This window comes from Microbacterium karelineae (assembly GCF_009745985.1).
In the GTDB taxonomy this organism is placed as follows: domain Bacteria; phylum Actinomycetota; class Actinomycetes; order Actinomycetales; family Microbacteriaceae; genus Microbacterium; species Microbacterium karelineae.
This window is the reverse complement of sequence record NZ_WFIX01000190.1, coordinates 477089-498546: the sequence shown is the minus strand read 5'-3', so window position 1 is coordinate 498546 and position 21458 is coordinate 477089. Positions and strand designations below refer to the sequence as shown.

Sequence of the window (21458 nt, the reverse complement as noted above, 5' to 3'; positions counted from 1 at the left end):
CCCCCCGACCACTTTCCGCGCAGAAGTGGTCGGGGAGCGTCATACGAACGGGGGTGTCAGGGGGTGCGCACCTTCGGCTCGGGGACCGGGGGCGCCGTGGCCGCCGGGGTCTCGTCGAGGCGGGCGAGGGCCTCGGCGATCGCCCGGTCGAGCTGCGGATCCGCGTCGCCGAACAGCGCCGACGGGTCGTGGATCACCTCGATGTCCGGGTCGACGCCGTGGTTCTCGACGCCCCACTGCTTGCCCTCGAGCCAGTACGCGTAGCGCGGCTGCGTCACGCCCGTGCCGTCGACGAGGTCGAAGCGGCCGTCGATCCCGACGACGCCGCCCCAGGTGCGGGCCCCGACCACGGGGCCGAGGCCGAGGGCCTGCGCGCGGGCGTTGACGATGTCGCCGTCGGATCCGGAGAACTCGTTTGCGACGAAGACCACGGGGCCGCGGCGGGCGCGATCGGGATCGGGGATCATCTCGCCGAAGTGGCGCGCCTGGTTCCAGGCGATCACCCGCGACGTGAGGCGTTCGATCACGAGCTGGCTCGTGTGTCCGCCCCGGTTGTACCGCACATCGGCGACGATGCCCTCGGCGAGCGACGCGGTGCGCAGATCGCGGTGCAGCTGCGCCCAGCCGACGCTCTGCATATCGGGCACGTGCAGGTATCCGAGCCGACCGCTGCTCCTCTCGGCGACGTAGTCGCGGCGCGAGCGCACCCAGTCCTGGTAGCGCAGCGCCTCCTCGTCGCCGAGCGGCACGACGACGACGCGCCTGTCGGTCCCGTCCCGCCGCAGCGTCAGCTCGACGGGCTTGTCGGCGGCGCCGATGAGCGACGCGCCGGGCCCGAACGTCGGGTCGACGCCCTGCCCGTCGATCTCGACGATCACGTCGCCCACGGCCGCCCCGACGCCCGCCTGGGCGAGCGGGGAACGCGCGCCGGGATCGCTCGACTCTCCCGGCAGGATCCGGTCGATGCGCCAGCCGTCGTCCGCCGGAGACAGATCGGCGCCGAGGAAGCCGAGCCGCCGCGCGGGGTCGCCGAGCGGCGACGCGGGCATGACGTATGCGTGCGAGGTGTTGAGCTCGCCGACGTGCTCCCACAGCACGTCGACGATGTCGTCGTGCGTGCGGGCGAGGTCGACGACCTCGCGCCACCTGGCGGTGGCGGCCTCCCAGTCGACGCCGTCCATGTCCTCGCGCCAGAAGTGGTCGCGCATGAGGCGGGCGTTCTCGTCGAACATCTGGCGCCACTCGGCCGCAGGATCGAGCTCGAAGCGCAGCCGTGACAGGTCGACCTTCACGGGGTCGTCGCCGCCGTCAGCCTTTCGCGTCGCCCGCACGATCGAGACATCGGATCCCTTGCGCACGACGATCCGCTCACCGTCGCCCGACACCGCGAAGCTGTCGAGCCCCTCGACGACGGTCGCGGCCTCGCGGTCGTCGAACGACCAGCGCTCGAGACGATTCGGCTGCTTCTCGCCCGGCACGCCCGCGCGGCGGGATCCGAGCACGCCCACGTCGCTGCCCTCGGCGATCCAGGCGACGCCGCCCGCCGTCGCCGCGAGGTCGCGGTAGTCGGCCGACGGCACGGGGAACGCGACGATCCGCTGCTCGGCGCCGTCCAGGTCGAGGTCGGGCGAGGGATCCACGCGCTTTCGCGCGGAGGCGTCCTTCTTGCCGTTCGCGAACGCCCAGCCGGTCGCGCTCGGGCCGAAGGGCGCCGGCTCGGTCGCCGACAGCGGCAGCAGCCACGGGCGGGTGGATCCGGAGAACGACAGGTCGAACGCCTGCGCGTTGTAGTGCGGATCGAAGGTGCGGTTCGAGAGGAACACGAGATGTCTGCCGTCTCGGGTGACGTCGGGCGAGTGGTCGTGGAAGCGCCCGTCGGTCACCTGCACGCCCTCCTCGTCCGTCGAGGTGTCGGCGATCCACAGCGCGTGCAGCTCGCCCTCGCCGTCCGTCGGCTGTGACCAGACGAGGTAGCGCCCATCGGGCGAGAAGCGCGGTGTCAGGGCCTCGCCCTGGGACGAGCGCCCGAGCTCGCGCGCCGTGCCGGCCGCGACGTCGATGAGGCGCACGCGGCCGTCGTGCGAGATCGCGGCGAGCCGCTCGCCCTTCGGATCGGCCGCGAGGTGCAGCACCCGCCCGAGCTGGCCGGTGAGGAGGGGGAAGGATCCCTCGTCGCGCGTGCCGTCGGTCGCGGCGACCTCGATCGCGTCCTCCCCCTCGATGTCGGTCACGTAGGCGGCGCGGCCCGTGGACCCGAGCACGACGGGTTCGCGCACGCGCACGCCGGACTCGGCGCCGGGGAGCGCGCGGGCGGGACCCTCGCGGTGCGTCAGCCAGAACGGCTTGCCGCGCCACGCGACGACGCTGCCGCTGCCGGTGCGGTCGGGCGCGATGTCGGTGAGGTTCTCCGTCGGGTCGAGCGCGACCGTCTCGCCGTGGACGCCGGGGAGGACGACGTCGACCGTGCGCGGCGCCGCGCCGAGATCGTCGAGGATCCGGATCCGCCCGCGGCTGTGCCACACGATCCGCGACCCGTCCGTGGTCGCGTCGCGGACGTACCCGTCCGCCTCGGTCTGGAACGTGAGCTGGCGGGGCTCGCCCTCGCCCGGGGCGTCCCAGATCCAGAGATTCGCCTGCTCGTCCGCAGCATCGGGGAAGCGTGCGGCGCGGTCGGAGACGAAGGCGAAGGCGTCGCCGACCCACATCGGGTCGACGATCGCCGCATGGTCGTCGGCGAGGAGGCGCGTCCACGCGCCGCCGCCGTCGCGCATCCAGAGGCGCGGTGCCGTGCCGCCCCGATAGCGCTTCCACCAGGCCGGAGGCCGGCTGCCCGGCGTCGTGAGCGCCGTGCGCCCGTCGCCGCGGAGCGCGACGCCCGAGGCCATTCCGAGGCCGAGGCGCTCGGTGCGGCCGTCGAGCGAGACGGTCTTCACGACCGTGTGGCGGATGTTCGCCTCGCCCGCGTTCGATGCGACGAGGACGTCGCCCGATGCGGTCCAGCCGAGGACCAGCAGCGACTGCCCGCCCCAGTAGGTGAGACGCCGGACGCCGCCCGAGGCGACATCGGCGACCATGAGCTCGGGATGCCCGTCGCGATGCGAGGCGAAGGCCACGTGCGCCCCATCGGGCGAGAACCGCGGCTGCCGCACGGGCGCCCTGTCGCTCGTGAGGTGCCATGCCCGCCCTCCCTCTGCGGGGGCGAGCCAGACGTCGTCGTCGGCGACGAAGGTGAGGAGTTCATCGTGGATGTGCGGGTATCGGAGATACGCGGATGCCATGCGCTCACGCTATCCGCGATCCGGGGCCGGGTGGCCCCTCGTGCGCGGATATCCCGCGCCGGCGTGCCGTCGTCTACCGCAGCCCGGCCTCGTGCACGCGGCGGGCGAGCTGCACCCGGTTGGCGGCCCCGAGCTTGGTGAACAGGTGGCTCACATGGGTCTTCACCGTCGCGACGCCCATGAACAGCTCCGCGCCGATCTCGGCGTTGCTCAGCCCGCGGGCCACGGCGACGGCGACCTCGCGCTCGCGCTCGGTGAGCCGCTCGGCGAGCCTCTCGGCGTCCGCATCCGTCTCCTCGCGGCTCGTCGCGACGGCGATGAGCCGCGAGGTGACGCTCGGCGACAGCATCGGCTCCCCGCGCGCGACGCGGCGCACGGCATCGATGAGGTCGGCGGGCGGAGTGTCCTTGAGGAGGAAGCCCGCCGCGCCATCGCGCAGCGCCTGAAGCACCATATCGTCGGCGTCGAACGTCGTCAGCACGATCACGCGCGTCGCGGATCCGCGCGAGACGATCTCGTGCACCGCCTGGAGACCGTCCATGACGGGCATGCGGATGTCCATGAGGGCCACATCGGGCCGCTCACGCCGCACGAGGTCGGCGCCCTCGCGACCGTCCCCCGCCTCGCCGACGACGTCGATCCCGGTGGCACCCCCGAGCATCATCACGAGGCCGGCGCGCACGAGCGGATCGTCGTCGACCAGGACCACCCTCGTCGCGTCACTCATGCGGATCCTCCTCCTCGCCCCACGGGAGCCACGCGCGCACCGCGAAGCCCCCGTACTCGTTCGGACCATAGTCGAGGGATCCGTCGGCGAGGTCGACGCGCTCCGCGAGGCCCATCAGACCGCTCCCCGACCCCGTCGCCTCGATGCGCGCCGTCGGGCTCGGCCGACCGTTGACGACCTCGATCGCGAGCAGGCCGTCCGGGTGTCCGGTGATGCGCACTCTGATCGCCGCCCCGGGCGCGTGCCGGCGCGCGTTCGTGAGCGCCTCCTGCACGACGCGGAACGCGGTGCGCGACACGAGTGCGGGCGGCTCGCCCGGCCCCGTCGATATCTCGTCGTCGATGAGGGCGCCCGCCTGGCGCGCGTCGTCGAGCAGCGCCGGCAGGGCGTCGAGCGTCGGCTGCGGCGGCTCGACGCCGCTCTCCCGCCGGCGCAGCACCCCGAGCACCTGGCGCAGCTCGGTGAGGGCGCGGCGCGCGTTGTCCTGCACGAGCACGGCGGTCCGTGTGACCTCATCGGGGGCGAGGTCGTCGCGGTAGGTGAGCGCGCCCGCGTGCAGCGCGACGAGCGAGATGCGGTGCGCGAGGACGTCGTGCATCTCGCGGGCGATGCGCGTGCGCTCCCCCGCCTCAGCGGCCGCGACCTGCAGCTCGCGCTCGCGCTCGGCCTCGATCGCGCGCTCGTGCAGCGACGCGATGAGCTCGCGGCGCGCGCCGATGTACAGCCCGAAGGCGACGGGGATGAGGAACCCGACACCCGAGGCGAGGAGCATGATCCACCAGGGGAGCGGCTCCATCGTCTCGACGGGGACGAGCTGCTCGAACACCCAGAGCGCGGCCACGTACGCGACGCCGTTCGCGACGATCGGCACGGCCCGGCGGTGCGTCGCATTCGACGCCGCCGCAAGCACCGCGGGGCCGCCGGCCGTCGTCGTGGACACCGCGGAGAGCAGCGCCGTGATGATCGCGATCGTGGCCGGCGCACGACGCCGGAGCGGGAGGAGGCCGATGGCGATGAGACCCACGATCGGGTCGAAGAGGGCGAGGATCGCGAACGGCAGCGAGTCCGGCTTCCCGTCCTCGACGGCCGCGGCGAAGCCGCCGTACATCAGCAGGTAGGAGATCACCGCGAACACGGCGACGAGGAGGTACCGCCACACCCGCGACCAGACGCTCAGCCGCGCCCCTGTCGCGAACTCGACCCTCGCATCCGCCGCCATCACTCGTCCGAGCCTACTGAGGGCGGCGTCCCGCGGCCTCCGCCTTTGGGTTCGGCGGGCTCCACCGGAGGGCGGATCGCGCACGTCAGTCGGCCGGTGTGAACTCCACCACGAGGATCCGCGCCTCGCCGCCCTGCGCCACGTCCATCGCGCCCTTGAGCCGGCCCCACGCCGCCGGGTGCGCGGTGGCGTAGCGGCCGAGGACGATGCCGGACTCCTCGTCGTCGAGGAGCCGCACCGCGACCCGCTCGCGGCGGACCCCGCCGGTGCTGAGGAAGGCGACGCCGTTCGCGCGGAGATTCCGGTACCACTGCGACTTCGCGCCGAAGCCCGACGCGACGCGGAGCGCCTGACCGGTGCGCTCGACGACCTCGACGACGACGAATCGCGGCTCGCCGGACTTCCGGCCGACGTGCTCGATCATGACGAGACGCCGCCCCAGCAGCCATCCGAAACCTGCGCGATACAGCGGGATAGGCACCCGCATGAGCCACGGTGTGCCGAGGATCCGAGCGATCAGCCAGTCGGTCATTGCTCCCCGCCCCCCAGCGGTGCGAAATGGTCGTTCTGGGGTGGCATGACGACCGCCCCGCACCCGCGAACCACCTCGCGTCAGTCGATGAGGTCGTGGCGGACGATCACCTGGTCGCGGCCGGGGCCGACGCCGATGACCGAGATGCGCGTGCCGCTGATCTCCTCGAGCGCCAGCACGTAGTCCCGGGCGTTCTGCGGCAGCTCGTCGAACGTGCGCGCACCCGTGATGTCCTCGCTCCAGCCGGGGAAGTTCTCGAGGATCGGCGTCGCGTGGTGGAAGTCGCTCTGGTTGACGGGGACCTCGTCGAAACGCTCGCCGTTCACGTCGTAGGCGACGCACACGGGGATCTCCTCGAGCCCCGTGAGGACGTCGAGCTTCGTCAGCACGAGGTCGGTGATGCCGTTGATGCGGGTCGCGTAGCGGGTGATCGGGGCGTCGTACCAGCCGACGCGGCGTGCGCGCCCCGTCGTCGTGCCGAACTCGTGCCCCTGCTTCGCGAGCCACTCGCCGTTCTCGTCGAACAGCTCGGTCGGGAACGGGCCCGCGCCGACGCGCGTCGTGTACGCCTTGACGATGCCGACGATCCGATCGAGGCGGTTCGGGCCGACGCCGGATCCGCTCGCCGCGCCCGCGGCCGTCGCCGTCGACGACGTGACGAACGGGTAGGTCCCGTGATCGATGTCGAGCATCGTGGCCTGACCGCCCTCGAAGACGACGACGTCGCCCCGCTTCAGGGCCTCGTCGAGGAGCAGGCCCGTGTCGCACACCATGGGTCGCACCCGCTCGGCGTAGGACAGCAGGTCGTCGACGATCTCGTCGACCGTGATGTCACGCCTGTTGAACACCTTCACGAGCAGGTGGTTCTTCTGTTCGAGCGCCCCCTCGACCTTCTGCCGGAGGATCGACTCGTCGAAGAGGTCCTGGACGCGGATGCCCACGCGGCTGATCTTGTCGGCGTAGGTCGGGCCGATGCCGCGGCCCGTCGTGCCGATCTGGCGCTTTCCGAGGAAGCGCTCCTGCACCTTGTCGAGGGTGCGGTGGGCGTGCGTGATGATGTGCGCGCTCGACGACAGCTTGAGCTTCGATGTGTCGACGCCGCGCGCCTCCAGCGCCTCGAGCTCTTCGAACAGCACCGCGAGGTCGACGACGACGCCGTTGCCGATGACCGGCGTCACGCCCGGGGAGAGGATCCCCGAGGGCAGCAGGTGCAGGGCGTACTTCTCGTCGCCGATCACGACCGTGTGACCGGCGTTGTTGCCGCCGTTGAACTTGACGACCCACTCGGTGCGCTCACCGAGCAGATCCGTCGCCTTGCCCTTGCCCTCGTCGCCCCACTGGACGCCGACGATCACGATTCCTGGCATGGGTCATCCCCCTGAGATTCGGGTGCTGGACACCCCATCCTATCGGCGGGGCGCGCGCGGCCCGCGCGCGGCCTACGCGATGCGGCTCCCGGGCGGCGTGCGCCGCGCCGGGGTGTGCATGCGGGATGCGCCCCACAGCATGAGCCCTGCCGCGAGGAGCACCTGGATCCCGAGGCCGACGAACCAGCTCGGCAGGCTGCGCTCGATCGTCTCGCGGGGCGTCTCGTAGTCGCTCTGCAGGGCCTCGCCTCCGTGGAACTCGCCCTCGACATACGGCTCGCCGTCACACGGGTCCGTCCAGTCGTCGCTCACCAGCTCGGGCGGGTGCTGCGCGCCGCGCACACCGTACTTGAGCTGGCCGAACAGGTCGACGGGGTTCCCGCTCGTGTCGTAGGCGGTCGGCGTCGCGTCGGCGAGCACGACGAACGGGTTCGCCGCGAGGATCCACCAGACGCGGTCGTACCGCGGCGCCTCGCCCGCGCCGCGCACCTCGACGCACTGCGCGCTGATGTCGGGGCGCGGCTCGATGCACGGCTCATCGCCCTCATCGCAGGCGGGAAGCGGGCTGGTGCCCTGCCCCGGGACATAGAGCATCTCGGGGCTCTCGGTGAGGGTGGCCGTCGACGAGCGCACCGCGAAGGTGCCGAGCCCGAAGGCGATGACGGTGCCGAGCACGAGCAGCATCACGACGAGATACGTCGCCGCGACGGAGAAGAGCGGCCGCGCGATGATCGCGCTGAGCCCGACGCCGATCGCCGCGATGACGCCGATCTCGATGGCCAGCACGAGCACGGCCACGAGGAGGGTCGCGGGATGCGCGGGCTCGGCCGCGCTCGCCCCCATCCACCCCTGGGGCGGCTCGATCTCTCCGCGGATGAGCGCGAACATGAGCGCGGGGATCGCGACGACGAGGTAGACGAGGCCCGTCGCCCAGCCTGCGAGCAGCTTCGCGACGAGGATCTCGGCCGTGGTCGCGAGCGTGACCTGCACGGGCGCGAGGGTCGCGCTGTCGCGGTCGCCGTTGATGGCGTTGCCCGTGAAGGTCGGCGTGACGAGCACCGCCATGAGCAGGACTCCGTAGATGGCGACGGAGATCATGCCCGAGGCGACCGACGCCGAGCCGGAGAACACGAGAGATCCGAGCCACGTGATGCCGCTGACGACGACGAAGAACACGCCGAGCAGCACGTAGAAGCCGGGCCGCCGGGCGCGCTGGCGCAGGTCGAGGCCGACGAGGACGCCGATGCGGGTGGGGTTCATCGCTCGTCGCCCTTCAGCTGGAGGAATGCGCTCTCGAGGTCGCCGGACGCCGGCGCGAACTCGGCGACGAGGATGCCGGCGGCGATGAGCGCGCCGAGCCCCTGCGCCGCGCTGACCTCGTCGGAGAAGCCGAGGAGGAGGCCGCGCCGGTCGACGCGCGCGTTCGCGTCCGGCAGGGTGTGCCGCACGGCCTCGAGCCACGGCCCGGGGCCGGATTCCCGTGTTCCCGCGACGCGCAGGCGCCAATCGCGCAGGAGCCCTCGCCGCGCGCCGTCGCGACGCTGGGCGACGGTCGCACCCTCGGACATGAACACGGCGTCGTCGACCATCTCCTCGAGTTCGGCGAGCACGTGGCTCGAGACGAGGATCGCGGCACCGCCGTCGGCGAGCGCCCGCAGGTGGCGGCGCAGCGCGATCCGCGCGGCCGGGTCGAGGCCAGAAGCCGGTTCGTCGAGCAGCAGCACGGGCGGGCGATGCACGAGAGCGCGGGCCAGCCCGAGCAGCTGCTTCTGCCCGCGCGACAGCACGCGCGCAGGCGCCGCGGCGAGTTCTCGCAGCCCCACCTCTGCCAGCAGCTCGTCGGCACGGGTCGCGGCCTGCGTCTTCGGCGCCCCGTACAGCCGGCCGGCGACCGTGAGGGTCTCGCGCGCCGTGAGCGCCTCCCATGCGCCGAGCGCGTCGGGCATCCACCCGATCCGCTCGCGCACGGCGGCCGCGTCGGTCGACGGATCGACACCGCCGATGCGGATCTCGCCGCGGTCGGGCGCGAGGAGCGAGGCGAGCATGAGGAACAGCGTCGTCTTGCCCGCGCCGTTCGGCCCGACGAGGCCCGTGATCCGCCCCGGCCGCGCGTCGAAGGTCACGTCGCGCACGGCGTGCACGCTGCCGAACGAGCGAGCCACGCCCCGCACGGAGATGCCGGCGTGCGACGGCTCGGGCGCGGGATCCGCGAGGGGCGACGAAGTGCTCATGACTGCACGCTATCGGGGATCCCCGACACGCGAGGTCGGCACGGCGCGTCAGGCGTCGTCGACCGGCTCCAGCCCGACGAACTTCATGCGGTCCTCGCCGTAGAAGCAGCTCTGCAGCGCGATCTCGCCCTGCAGGCCGACGAGGTCGTCGGTGCTGCTCCAGATCTTCGACGTGTAGCGGATGTCGACGACCTCGTAGACCTCATCGCGCCCGTCGATGCGGATCCGCTGGCCCTCCTCCCACGGGAGCAGGACGTCGCCGCCGCAGTTGTTGTGCGCGGCGGCCGTCTCCGGCACGCCGTCGCGCTCGTAGGAGGTCATGATCGTGAAGGTGCCGTCGCAGAGGTCGAGCTCGGGGATGCCGCCCTCGACGCCGACCGTCACGGTCGGCAGCTCCTCGAAGACCTCTTCCTGCACCTTGTCGACGGACGAGCCGATCGCGACCTTGATATCGCCGTAGCCCTTCTCGACCTGCTCGGGCGCCAGCGCGACGCCCGCGAGGAGCGCGCCGCCGCCCAGGATCAGCACGGCGCCGAGCACGCCCAGGACGACGCCTCCGCGCTTCCGCTTGACCATGCTGCCCCCTTCGAACGAATCCGCGCCCAGACTACTCTCGGCGCCTGACGCCGCGCCTCACTCCGGCGCGCAGATCGTCACCGGCTCGTCGGCGACGCGGCCGTCGGCCCGCGCGAGGAACACCTCGATGCACACCCGGTCGGCGCCGTCGCGCGGAACGTCGACGGCCGCGTCGTCGACGCGCCGGCTCTCGCCCACGCCGTCGATCTCCTTCTCGCGCCACAGGTAGTAGTCGCCGCCCTGCGGATCCGGGTTGCCCCACGAGAACTGCGCCTCGTCCGCCACGAGGACCCCCGAGCCGTCGACGATCTGCGGGATCGTCGTCCCGAGCGGATCCTGCGGCGCCGCCGAGCTCGTCTCCGGCTGCGGATCGTCCTCGGGGAACGCCAGCTGGGCGAGGAACGAGCCGACGACGCCCACGACGGCGATCGCGACGATCGACGCCGCGACGACGAGCGGCCAGCGGCGCTTCGTCGGCGGCGATGCGGCCTCCCCCGCCGCCGCGGGAGGCACCTGCGGCGCGGGAGGGCCCGCGGGCACGGCGCCCCGATCGCGCAGAACCGTGTCGTCGCCCGGGGGCGGCGCGTGCCGGGGGCGGAGCACGGTCTCGTCCGCGACGGACGAGCCGGCTCGAGGCGAGCGGATCACCGTCGCGTCGTCGGCCGGCGCCCCCGGCACGCGGTCGATCGTCGCGGGCGCGATCTCGGTGGCGCCCTGCGCGGGCGGGCCCGTCGGGCGCGCGCGGGTGTCCTCGTCGGGCGCGATCGTCACGATCCCCCGCACGCGCGTGAGCTCGTCGTCGACGTCGTCGAGCGCCGCCGCGGGATGGTCGTCGAGGATGTCGATCATCGTCGGCGCGAAGCCGAGCGAGATCTCGACCTCCTGCAGCGCGCGGCCGAGCTCGAGGGCCGTCGCGAACCGGTGGGCGGGATCCTTCGCCATCGCGCGCGCGAGGACCGCGAACAGCGCCTCGGGGACATCGGCTCGGCCGAGGGAGGGAAGCGGCGTGCGCTCGATGCGATCGATCAGCGCGGTCGTCTGGTTGCTCTCGCCGGGGATCTCGAACGGCGAGCGCCCCGCGAGCAGCGTGTAGATCGTCGCGCCGAGCTGGTAGACGTCGGCGCGCACTCCGCTCGTGGGGGCCTCGGCGAGCGCCTCGGGCGGCGACCAGGGCACCGACAGCCCGACCGCCTCGCTCTCGGCGACGTTCGTCGACGCGATCCCGAAGTCGGTCAGGGCCGGCCGGTTGTACGCCGTGACCAGGATGTTCGCGGGCTTGATGTCTCGGTGCACGACGCCGGCGCGATGCGCCGTCTCGACGGCGGCCACGACGGCGACCCCGGCCCGCAGCGCCTCGGCGAGCCCGAACGGCTCGCGTCGATAGCGCACCTGGAGGTTCGGCCCCGGGCAGTACTCCATGACGAGATACGGCCGTCCGTCCGCCGACACGCCCGCCTCGAAGATCGTGACGATCGCCGGATGCGACGACAGCATCGCCATCGTGTTCGCCTCGGACGTGAACTGCGCCGTCGACGCCGCCGCGACGTCCGGCAGCAGCACCTTCACGGCGACGCGACGACGCGGCAGGTGCTGCTCGTAGAGGAACACATCGGCGAACCCGCCCGAGCCGAGCGGCTTCACATACGAGAAGCCGGGCAGGGACGGCGGCGCGGCGGGTGCACGGCGGGCGCTCATCGGATCCGGCTCCGTTCCCGTCGCACGGCGACGGCCTCTCGGAACGCGCGCACCCGGGATCCGGTGCGGTTCCGACGGAATGACGCCAGGCTGAGGCGCGCGCGCATCCGCCGCCAGAACGACGAGCGGCGCCGCAGGTCCGCGACGACGCCGTCGACGTCGTCCCAGTATCCGTCGACCTCCTCCGGCGCCGGATCCCCCGGCGCGAAGACTCCGGCATCCGCACGCGTCGCGAGCGCCCCCACGCGCCCGTCCTCGAGCGCGCCCGCCAGGGCCCACGACTGCTCGCTGCGGGTGGTGCCCGCCGCGACGCCGTGCCCGAAGTCGACGGCTCGGTCGGCGAGCTCGTCCCATCCGCCGCTGATGCGGTCGGCTGCGGCCTCCGCCGCCCGCCGACGCCGCCGCCGGGTGGCCTTGAACGCACCGATGATGAGGAACGGCGACAGGAGCAGCAGGATCGTGCCGAGCGAGATGCCGCCCGCGACGACATAGACGAGATAGCTCGTCGACTCCGGCTCGTCGTCCTCCTCGACCTGCCGGTCGTCCGGCACGAGGGGCGGCTCGTCGGCCGACTCCTTCGGCGGCGGGGGCGGCTGCAGCGGCATGGGCTGCGGATCCGCCTTCGGCTTCGTGCTCTGGTCCTTCGGCTCGTTGTCCTCGTCCGGCGTCGGATCGAAGGCCACCCACCCCGACTCGGCGAAGGCGACCTCCACCCAGGCGTGAAGGGTGCTGCCGTTCGCCACCAGCTCGCCGTCGTCGTCCGCATCGTGGAACCCCATCACGACGCGGGCGGGGATCCCCGACTCGTATGCCATGAGGGCCATGAGCGTCGCGTACTGCTCGTCGTCGCCGACCATCTCGTCGGCGTCGACCATCGTGCTGAGCCGCGCCGAGCCGTGTCCGGAGGGCGAGAACTGCTCTTCGTCGAGCCCGTGGCTGAAGTAGCCGGATTCCGCGAGGAAGGTCGTGATCGCCTCGACCCGCTCATACGGGGTCTGCGCACCGGCGGCGGCGATCGCATCGGCCGCGAGCTCGCCCGCGCCCGCAGGGACCGACGTCGGTTCGGGGACGTCCACGTCCGCGAACTCGTCTTCGACGAGGACCGCCTCGTCGGGCCCGCCCGGCACGACCGCGCGGACGGTGTACGCATCGCCCTCGTGCAGCCCCGTGCGGACGACGGCCGTGCCTGTCGACGCGTTGTAGAAGGTCGCGCGCCGCAGCTCGTCCGCGCCGTCGCCGTCGAACGCGATGGCGTCGGCCTCGCCCACGGTCGGGAGCCAGACGTCGTCGTAGGCGCCGATCTCGATGCGGACATCGCTGCGCGGGGCGTCGGGGGCCGCGTCGGACATGCCCGTCCGCAGGGGGAGGAAAGCGCTCGTCGACTCGGTGACGTCGTACACGGCCCCCGAGAACGCGTCCATCGCCGCGAGACGCACCCGGGCGCCGGCGGGAAGGCCCGACACCGTGAACAGGTCGACGTCGTCGTAGGCGTCGACGTAGATCCGGAAGTCCTGCAGCGGGCTCGCGAACTCGCGGACGTCGAACGGCGGGATGATGACGTCGCGGACGACGTAGCGGATCCCCCCTGCCGGCGCGAGAAGGATCGCGCCGCCCCCGATCACCGCGGCGAGCGCGAGCACGCCCGCGCCGACGAGGGCACGGCGGGTCGCGTGTCCGCGACCGGATCGGGGTTCCCCGTCGGCCGTCGTCGCGACGATCTCGTCGCCCCGGCGCCACTCGTGCCGGACGACGAGCCACACGATCGAGACGAGGCTCCACAGGACGCCCTGCACGACGGGCGCCGCGGGCTGCGAGGTGCCGAGCGCGATCTGCCCTGCGAGGGTCGCGGCCGCGGCCCCGATCGCCCACGCAGGCGAGGCCAGCCGCAGCGCGAGCGTGCCCGTCACGACGGACGAGACGAGCAGGAGCAGGAAGGGGACGATCAGGTGTCCGTCCTGCGGGGAGACGGGAGGCACCGTCGTGAGCAGCGTCTTCCACGAGGTCACGACCCCCGTCGCGAGCTCACGCACGGTGTCGAGCGTGGGGACGACGCCCGCGATCGTCGTGGCCGGCACCGCGAGCGGCCCCCCGAGCACGAAGTAGGCGACGCAGACGGCCGCGGCGACCGGCAGCACGCCCCAGCCGCTGCGCGCGGCGAGGCACGCGATGCCGAGTCCGATCGCGACCGCCGCGAGGCCGCTGGCGAGCACGAGCATCCCCGCGAAGGTCGGCACGAACCCGATCGCGGGCACGGCCAGGAGCAGCGCCACGGCGGCGACGTCGACGACCTCGCGCGGGGGCGCCGTCCTCTCGCCGGTCGACGTCACGTCAGCACCCTCCCGATCGCCGAGGGCACGGCATCCAGCGAGCCGATCGTGAGGACGTCGGCGTCGCCGACGCGCCGACGCGCCGTCTCCTCGCCGCTGCTCGCGACGATCGCCAGCACGCGTGCCCCCAGCGGCAGCCGCGACAGGGCGCCCCGCAGGTTCGCGGGGTCGACGCGGCGGCCCGAGACGAGGACGACGACGCTCGCGGCCGGCGCCGCCTGGCCGACCTGCGCCGACAGCTCGGCCGTTCCCCCCGAGCGCGGTGCCGTCTGGCCGATGCCGGACAGCGAGTCGAGCAGGATCCGCGGGGTGCGCGCGTTGAGGGTGCGCTGCGGGATCATCACGTCGACGTGGGATGCGTCGCGCAGCGCGCGCAGCCCGAGGGAGCCGGCGATCGAGACCCCGAGCTCGAACTCGTCCTCATCGCCGTACTCGGCACGGTTCGTGCTCAGGCCGATGACGAAGTGCGAGCGTCTCGTCTGCTCGTAGGTGCGCACCATGAGCGTGCCGGTGCGCGCCGTCGACCGCCAGTGCACGTGGCGCAGGTCGTCACCCGGCTGGTACTCGCTCAGGGCGTGGAACGCGATGTCGTCGCGCGTGAGGTCGCGCGACACCATGCCCTCGAGGTCGCGGACGAACCCCAGCGACTCGCCCGCGAAGCCCACGGTCTTCGGATGCACGAACAGGTCGACGGGCTCGTCGCGGCTCGTGTTCCGCTCGAACAGGCCGAGCGGATCGCCGCGGACGATGCTGACGGGGCCGACCGAGAGGATCGTGCGCCGGGTCGTCGGGATCGCGAAGAGCTCCTCGTTCTGCTCGCCGGGGGCGAGGCGACCGACCGAGAACGTGCCGCGCGCGGAGCCGACCGGGAGGACGACCCGGGAGGGCAGCAGCGCGCGCTCGCCGGGGTTCGCGACCGTGAACGCCCCGACGGCGCGCTCGCCGACGACGACGCGCGTGCGCGTCAGGTCGAGCGTCACGTCGTACGCCGTGCGGCCGATGAGGAACAGGAGGCACACCCCGATCGTCGCCGTGATGACGGCGGCGGCCACGATGACCTCCCACCAGCCCATCGCGGCGCCGAGGATCCACAGGACGACCGCGGACGCCGTGAGGATCCAGCCGACGGGGCGCACGACGGCCGCCGCGCGGCGCCCGGCCGCGCCGACGCGCTCGACGAGATAGAGGGCGACCTCGCGCCACGTGGCGACCTCGGTCTGCGGCGTCGTCATCTCCATGTGTAGGCCGCTGTCGTGGTGCTGTACGGCCCCTTGACGACGAGGCGCACCCGGTCGCCGTCGTAGCCGAAGAAGCAGTTCATGTCGGTGCGCCCGGTGCCCTTGAGCCTGCCGCTCCAGCTGCCGCCGAAGTCGTGCCATCCGCCGCCCCGGTCGGTCTGGCACGTCACGGTGTACTTCCCGGAGGGGAAGTCGCCGTAGTTGAGCCGCAGGTACTGGCAGTCGCCGCTGGCGCATCCCGACGAGTTCGCCGCGCTCCCGCCCTTCGAGACGGACGCACTCGGCTCGGGCGGAGGCGGCGGCTTGGGCTTGTCCGCGGTCGTCGCGCTGTCGCTCGCGATGCCGCTCCACCCTCCGGCCGTGTGCACCCGCGCCTCGATCATCCCGCGCTGCTCGTAGTCGTAGGCGACCGTGCGGGATCCGCTGAGCGCGACCTCCTCCCAGGCGCCGCCGTCGATGCGGATGTTCATCGCGTCCAACGGGCGCCCGTTGTCGCTTGTGGGCGGGTCCCATGTGTAGGTGATGTCGGTGCCGCGGGCCGTCGCCGTCACGGACGGGGCGGGCGGGGTGCCGTAGGGAACGGCGGCGTTCGACGGCTCGCTCACGGCGCTCGGCTCGGAGCGCTGCCCATCGGCGATCGCGAACGCGCGCACCTCGACGCGATACTCGCTCCCGTTCGACAGGCCGCCCTGCGACATGCTCGTGGCCGTGCCGACGCCTGTCCACGCCCCGCCGTTGATGCGGTATTCGTAGCGGATCTCGTCGGCGCCGTCGGCCGCCGAGGCCTTCCACGTCGCGGAGATCGAGCGATCGCCCGGCTCGGCGGTCGGCGTACCGGGCCGCGTCGGAGACGTGAACTGGCGCAGCGGCGCGCTCGCTTCGCTCCAGCCGCCCCACCCGGCCTTGTTCTTCGCGCGCACCTGGAAGGTGTAGGCCGACTCGCTCGGCGGCAGCGCGAACGCCGCCGAGGTCGCCGAGACGCGCTTCGGCTCGCCGTGCGGGGATCCACCCTCGTACGCCTGCACCTCGTACACGTCGACGGCATCGCCGCCGGCGGCCGTACCCGTGACCGCGCTCCATTCGACGAGGATGTCGCCCGGGGTCCGCCCGATGTCGCCCTGCCGGCTCGCCGTCGGTGCGCCCGGAGCGTCCGGGGCGCGCGCAGGCACCTTGCCGGGGCTCGTGGCGCTCCAGTCCGACGGATCGGGCGCGTCGTTGTGCGCGCGCACGCGGAACGAATACGAGGTGCCGTTGACGAGTCCGCCCCAGGTGTGCTCGGTCGTGCCGGCGGGCAGCTCGACCCGGGCGACGCCGTTCGGCGGCGTCGGGCTGATCTCGAGGTCATAGCGCGAGATGGGCGAGCCGTCGGTGTGCGGCTCCTCCCACGTCGCCGTGAGCTCGCCGTCCCCGAAGGACGGCACGCGCGGCGGATCCGGCTGGTCGGGGCGGACATCGGGACGCGCCTCGGTGCTCACGGGAGACGGCTCCGAATCGCCCACCGCGTTGATCGCCGTCACGACGAAGGTGTACGTGACGTTGTTCGTCAGCCCCGTCAGGGTGCACGTCGTCTCGCCGCAGGTCTGCGAGAAGGTCGACCCGTCGGAAGCGGAGGCCGCCTCGACGCGGTACTGCTCGATCGTCGCGCCGTTGTCCGCAGGCGGGCGCCACGTGAGGGTGACCTGCCGGCTCTGCACGTTCGTCACGCGCGGCTTGCTGGGGGCATCGGGAACCCCCTGCACGTTCACCCGCACGCGCGCCTCGGACACGCGATCCGGGTCGCCCGTGGCGTCCTGGACCACATAGCGCAGGACGAGTCGGCCGCTGTAGTCGGCGCCGGGGGTCACCGTGACCGAGTCGTCGGTGAACGACAGCTCGTCGGCGGATCCGATCACGGGGTTCACGCTGACGACCGTGAGCGGCTCTCCCTCGTCCGCGAACGGATTGACGTCGTTGTCGAGCACGTCGACGGTGAGGCTCTCGCCCTGATCCCAGTCGCCGACCGTGTCGTCGCTCGCCGCGGGCATCGGGCGCGTCGACGCCGTCACGGTGACCTCGATGTCGGCCGTCACGGGGTCGGGCTGGTTCGGGTTGTCCTCGCCGTCGTCGACCGTCACGGGGATCGTGAACGTCTCGCCCTTGCGGTCGGCGTCCGCCGTGACCGCGAGAGTCGTGCGGTCGATGATCTCGGCGCGGAGGGCCCCCGGCACATCGCCGATCGAGAAGGTGAGCGGATCCTCGTCGATGTCGCTCGCGAGCCCCGCCAGGTCGACCGTCCCCGGCTCGGCGTCACCCGCGCCGACGCGCATCGACGCGCCGACCATCTCGGGCGCCTCGTTGTCGGGCGGCGTGACCGTGATGGGGATCGACAGGGTCGCGACGCGTCCGTTCGGGTCGTCCGCCCCCGCACCGTCGGTCACCTCGAAGGTGATGGCATCCGGGCCGAAGCAGCGATCGCACGACGTGTACGTGAGGGTGTGCTCGTCGACGATCAGGGATCCGCTCGCGTGCGCCGCGCGGACCTTCTCGGCGGACGTGAGGCGCAGCTCCTTCTGGCTCGCGACCTCGACGTGCTCCGCGAGCGGCAGCTCGATCGTCTCGCCGCTCTTCACGACGACGGGGTCATTCGAGATGAGCGTGGGGCGGCGATCCTCCTGGCCGGGCACGTGGATGAACGCGCGCGAGAGCTGGCCGTCCTCGTCGGTGATCGTGTACTCGACGAGGCGCCGTTGCTCATGGGTGGAGATGCGCGCGGATCCGTCGGGGAGGAGCCGCGCATCGTCGTCGCCGACGAGCTCCACGTCGAGCGACTCGACCGTGCCGTCGGGATCCTCGTCGTTGTCGAGGATCGGGACGTCGACCGTCTGCGTCTCGGGGTCGATGTCCTCGGCGAGGACGCGGTCGTCGCGGGCCACCGGCACCGCGAGCGGGACGTTCTCGTCGACCGTGACCTGCACGACGCCGTGGGATCTGGCGCCGCGCTCGTCCTCGATCGCGTACTGGAACGAGGTCTCGAGCTCGTGATCGGGCGCCGTCACCGTCACGCGATTGCCGACGATCTCCGCGTCGATCTCGGCATCGTCGGCGAGCACGAGGCCGTCCGCGCCCGGTACGAGGCCGATGCGGTCGCCGTCGGGGTCGGAGTCATTCGTCAGCACGGGTGCCGCGACGATGCGATCCGGCCGCATGGCGAGGCTGTCGCGCACGGCGTACGGCGCCTGGTTCTCGGCCGAGGGCGGCGCGATGCCGACCCGGACGGTCGCGACCGCCTCCGCCCCGAGCGCGTCGCGCACCCGGTACGTGAAGCTGTCGACACCGCTCGCATGGCGGAGTGCCTCGTACTCGACCGAGTCGGCGCCGAACTCGACGATGCGCCCCTTCTCGGGCGCCGAGGCGAGCCCGATCACCTCGACGGAGTCGCCGTCGGGGTCGAGGCCGTCGAGGGGGATCGGGATCGTCACGGACCGTCCCGTGAGGGTGCGCGCCTCGATGTCGCGCGGATAGGGCGCGTTGTTGTTCTCGGCATCGGGGGCGGTGACCTGGATCTCGACCTGGGCCGCGGCGCGCTGCCCCGTCGAGTCGACGGCGGCGTACGTCGCGTGCACCGTTCCCGGTTCGGTCCCCGCGCGGAAGCGCAGGGTGTCCTGCGACACGAACGCCTCGCCCTCGGACGGATCAGGTGCCTCGACGAGCTCGGGATCGACGTGGAACTCGTCGTCGTTCGGGTGGTGGTCGTTGTCGAGAACGGGGATCGTGACGATGTCGCCCGCCCGGACGACGGCGGCATCCTCGTTGGCGATCGGCGGGCGCAGCTTGCCGGGCGCCGCCATCGCCATGATGACCGCCTCGCCCTCCACCGGATCCGCGATGCCGTTCGACATCGTGTAGCGGACCGTGACCTGTCCGCCCTCGGCCGCCATGCCGCCGTCGGCGACCCGCAGCGTCTCGTGCCCCATGACCGACACGCTGAGGCCGCTGTCGTCGGGAACGTCGACCGACTGCACGACGAGCACGCCGCCCGCCGGGTCGAAGTCGTTCGCGAGCACGTTCACGAGCGTGTCGCCGCCCTCGGGGAGCATGGCGACGTCGCGCACCGCCACGGGCGGTTCCACCGCGTCCTCGGGCTCGACCACGTCGACGCGCACGAGCCCGGGAACGGGCGTCATCCCCGCCAGCGAGGCGAGGTACTCGACGTAGTAGACGCCTGGCTTCCCCGAGGTGAATCGGAAGGTGCCCGCCGTGAAGTCGGGCACGATCCGCGCGTCCTCCACCTCGTTGACCTGTGCGAGCACGAGGCGCTCGTCGTTCGGGCTGAGGTCGTTCGCAAGCGGTGCCACGACGCCCTGCTGCCCGGCGTTCACGACGAGATGATCGGCCATCGTCACGGGGGGCGCCGTGCCTGCGGCGCGCACGTCGAGGGTCAGCTCGCCGGTCATCGAGGCGCCTCGGCCGTCCGACACCGTGATCGGCACATCGATCATGCCCTGGGATCCCGACAGCGCGCGATACGTGATGCGGCCGTCCGCCGTGAACTCGACCTCGTCGCCCTCGAGGGCCGTGACCGACTCGAGGAACAGGCTGTCGCCGTCCGGGTCGATCCAGTCGGGGAGCACGTTGTAGGTGAGCGCGCCGCCCGTCTCGACCTGCAGCGCGAACTGCTCGCGCCGCTGCTCGGGCGGCGCGTTCTCGTCCTCGGGCACGACCGCGATCGACACCCGCGCCTCGTCTGTGCCGCCCTCGCGCCCATCGTCGACGCGGTACCGGAAGCTCTCGACGCCCGTCACGCCCTCGGGCACCGTGATCTGCAGCGAGGACGAGTTGTGGATCGGCTGCACATCGACGCCGTCGGGCGCCCCGCCCGGCAGGTCGACCACGAGCACGTCACCGTCGGGATCGCTGTCGTTGTCGAGCACCGGCAGGATCGCGGACGACCCGGCGCGGACGCCGAACGCGTCGTCGTTCGCGATCGGGGGCGTGTTGTCCTCGCCGCGGTCGGGCGGCGACGGATCCGGCACCTGCACGGTCGTCGGATCCGGGTTCTCCTCGCCGTCGCCCTCGGGCGGCGTCAGATCATCCCAGTTGTCGACCTTCTGCATGACGTCGCTCGCGAACCACGCGGCGCCGCTGGTGACGTCGTTGAGGATCACGACGTCGCGATTGACCCGGAACCGCAGCTCCCCGCCCGCCCGATACTCGCTGATCGCCTCCGCGCGATCGTGGGCGTCGTCGAGGCAGTCGCGCACGAAGCGCCCAGATCCCGCCCACGCGCCGTATGCGCAGCCGTTGAGAGACACGGGCGCGGCCGGCTCGCCCGCGGATCCGCCCGTCGGGGTGACGATCGGATCCGATCCGTCGAACGGCACGCGGACGAGCGCCTCGGCCGTGGCGACCACGACGTCGTCGCTCTCCGCCGCATCGCCGGCCAGCCGCGCTCCGTCCGCGCCCTCGAGGGCGACGGGCTCGCCCCCGTCGAGGAGGAGGGCGCCCTCCGTCCGATCGAGCACGACGGACCGTTCGCCGACCGACGTGATCTCGAGGTCGGCCTCCCCGGAGACGGCGACCTCGCGGTCGCGAAGCTCATCGTCGAGGGCCTGGCCCTCTGCCGAGACCGGCACCGTGTAGAGGCGCGCCTTCTCGGGAGACGCCACATGAACCGCGCCGTCGCGCCCGACCGTGGCCACGGCGCCGCCGCCGAGATCCTCGAGCACGGGCTCGGCCTCGGCCAGCGAGAAGCTCGGCACGCCATCCGCCGGCACGACGAACAGGTCGCCCTTCTCGGCGTCGAGGATCGCGACGGTGCGCGCCGCATAGTCGACGAACGCGTCGTCGGGCACCTGCGCCCGCTCGGGCGCCGATACGGTCGCCGTGTCGATCCGGCCGATCGTGGCATCGCCCGTGTCGTGCACGAACGCGCGCTCGCCGTCCTGCAGCACGTCGTAGTCCGCCGTCGCCGCGGCGAAGCGCCCGTCGAGCACCTCGGACCGCGCGTTGAAGTGACCGACGAACTGCTGGTCCTGCTTCGTGATCCAGACGGATCCGTCGTTGAGGTCGACCTCGGTCGTGGGCTCGCCCTCGTACGCGACGGCGAGCGTCGTGATGCCGATCGCCGCGATCGCGACGATGGATCCGCCCGTCAGGGTGCGCCAGCGCGCCCTCAGCCGGTTCATCGTGCGCGTCACCCCCGGACATTCGATCGACACTCGAGATTCCTGGCGGATTCTAGTAGAGACCCCCGACGCTCCTCCGGGTGCGATGCACAGGATTCGAAGGC

The 21458-nt window shown here is 72.5% G+C and carries 12 protein-coding genes; all 12 read right to left on the bottom strand.

From position 1 onward, the window contains the following. Positions 1 to 56: 56 nt before the first annotated feature. The 12 genes from GB932_RS15445 to GB932_RS15390 all read right to left on the bottom strand — a co-directional run bounded on the left by GB932_RS15445 (position 57) and on the right by GB932_RS15390 (position 21366). Positions 57 to 3278 carry a S41 family peptidase gene (locus GB932_RS15445; protein WP_156761565.1) on the bottom strand — a complete coding sequence of 1074 codons (3222 nt, stop codon included), beginning with the start codon at positions 3276 to 3278 and terminating at the stop codon, positions 57 to 59. A gap of 73 nt (positions 3279 to 3351) precedes the next feature. Then, the gene (locus GB932_RS15440) at positions 3352 to 4005 is read right to left on the bottom strand and encodes a response regulator (protein WP_156761564.1); all 654 of its coding nucleotides are present in this window, start codon (positions 4003 to 4005) and stop codon (positions 3352 to 3354) included. Then, a complete protein-coding gene (locus GB932_RS15435; RefSeq protein WP_156761563.1) occupies positions 3998 to 5224 on the bottom strand; it encodes a sensor histidine kinase in 1227 nt (408 codons plus the stop codon). Before GB932_RS15435 ends, GB932_RS15440 begins: the two co-directional genes overlap by 8 nt. 85 nt (positions 5225 to 5309) lie before the next feature. Then, positions 5310 to 5756, bottom strand: a complete 447-nt coding sequence (locus tag GB932_RS15430) for a nitroreductase family deazaflavin-dependent oxidoreductase (protein WP_156761562.1) — start codon at positions 5754 to 5756, stop codon at positions 5310 to 5312. Between the two features lie 80 nt (positions 5757 to 5836). Beyond that, on the bottom strand, positions 5837 to 7123 hold the full coding sequence (locus GB932_RS15425; RefSeq protein WP_156761561.1) for an adenylosuccinate synthase: 1287 nt from the start codon (positions 7121 to 7123) through the stop codon (positions 5837 to 5839). A 72-nt stretch (positions 7124 to 7195) separates the two neighbouring features. Beyond that, positions 7196 to 8383, bottom strand: coding sequence for an ABC transporter permease (locus GB932_RS15420; protein ID WP_156761560.1), 1188 nt, complete (start codon positions 8381 to 8383; stop codon positions 7196 to 7198). Further along, positions 8380 to 9354 carry an ABC transporter ATP-binding protein gene (locus GB932_RS15415; protein ID WP_156761559.1) on the bottom strand — a complete coding sequence of 325 codons (975 nt, stop codon included), beginning with the start codon at positions 9352 to 9354 and terminating at the stop codon, positions 8380 to 8382. The genes GB932_RS15420 and GB932_RS15415 overlap by 4 nt, the downstream gene beginning before the upstream one ends. Before the next feature lie 48 nt (positions 9355 to 9402). After that, a complete protein-coding gene (locus GB932_RS15410) occupies positions 9403 to 9930 on the bottom strand; it encodes a hypothetical protein (RefSeq protein WP_156761558.1) in 528 nt (175 codons plus the stop codon). A gap of 57 nt (positions 9931 to 9987) precedes the next feature. After that, positions 9988 to 11625 (bottom strand): serine/threonine-protein kinase, encoded by a 1638-nt coding sequence (locus GB932_RS15405; protein ID WP_156761557.1) that lies wholly within the window; start codon positions 11623 to 11625, stop codon positions 9988 to 9990. Beyond that, a complete protein-coding gene (locus GB932_RS15400) occupies positions 11622 to 13952 on the bottom strand; it encodes a transglutaminase-like domain-containing protein (protein ID WP_231916246.1) in 2331 nt (776 codons plus the stop codon). Before GB932_RS15400 ends, GB932_RS15405 begins: the two co-directional genes overlap by 4 nt. After that, positions 13949 to 15184: a DUF58 domain-containing protein gene (locus GB932_RS15395; RefSeq protein ID WP_231916245.1), complete on the bottom strand. Its 1236-nt coding sequence runs from the start codon at positions 15182 to 15184 to the stop codon at positions 13949 to 13951. Before GB932_RS15395 ends, GB932_RS15400 begins: the two co-directional genes overlap by 4 nt. Beyond that, positions 15181 to 21366: an Ig-like domain-containing protein gene (locus GB932_RS15390; protein WP_156761555.1), complete on the bottom strand. Its 6186-nt coding sequence runs from the start codon at positions 21364 to 21366 to the stop codon at positions 15181 to 15183. Before GB932_RS15390 ends, GB932_RS15395 begins: the two co-directional genes overlap by 4 nt. Between the last annotated feature and the right edge of the window lie 92 nt (positions 21367 to 21458).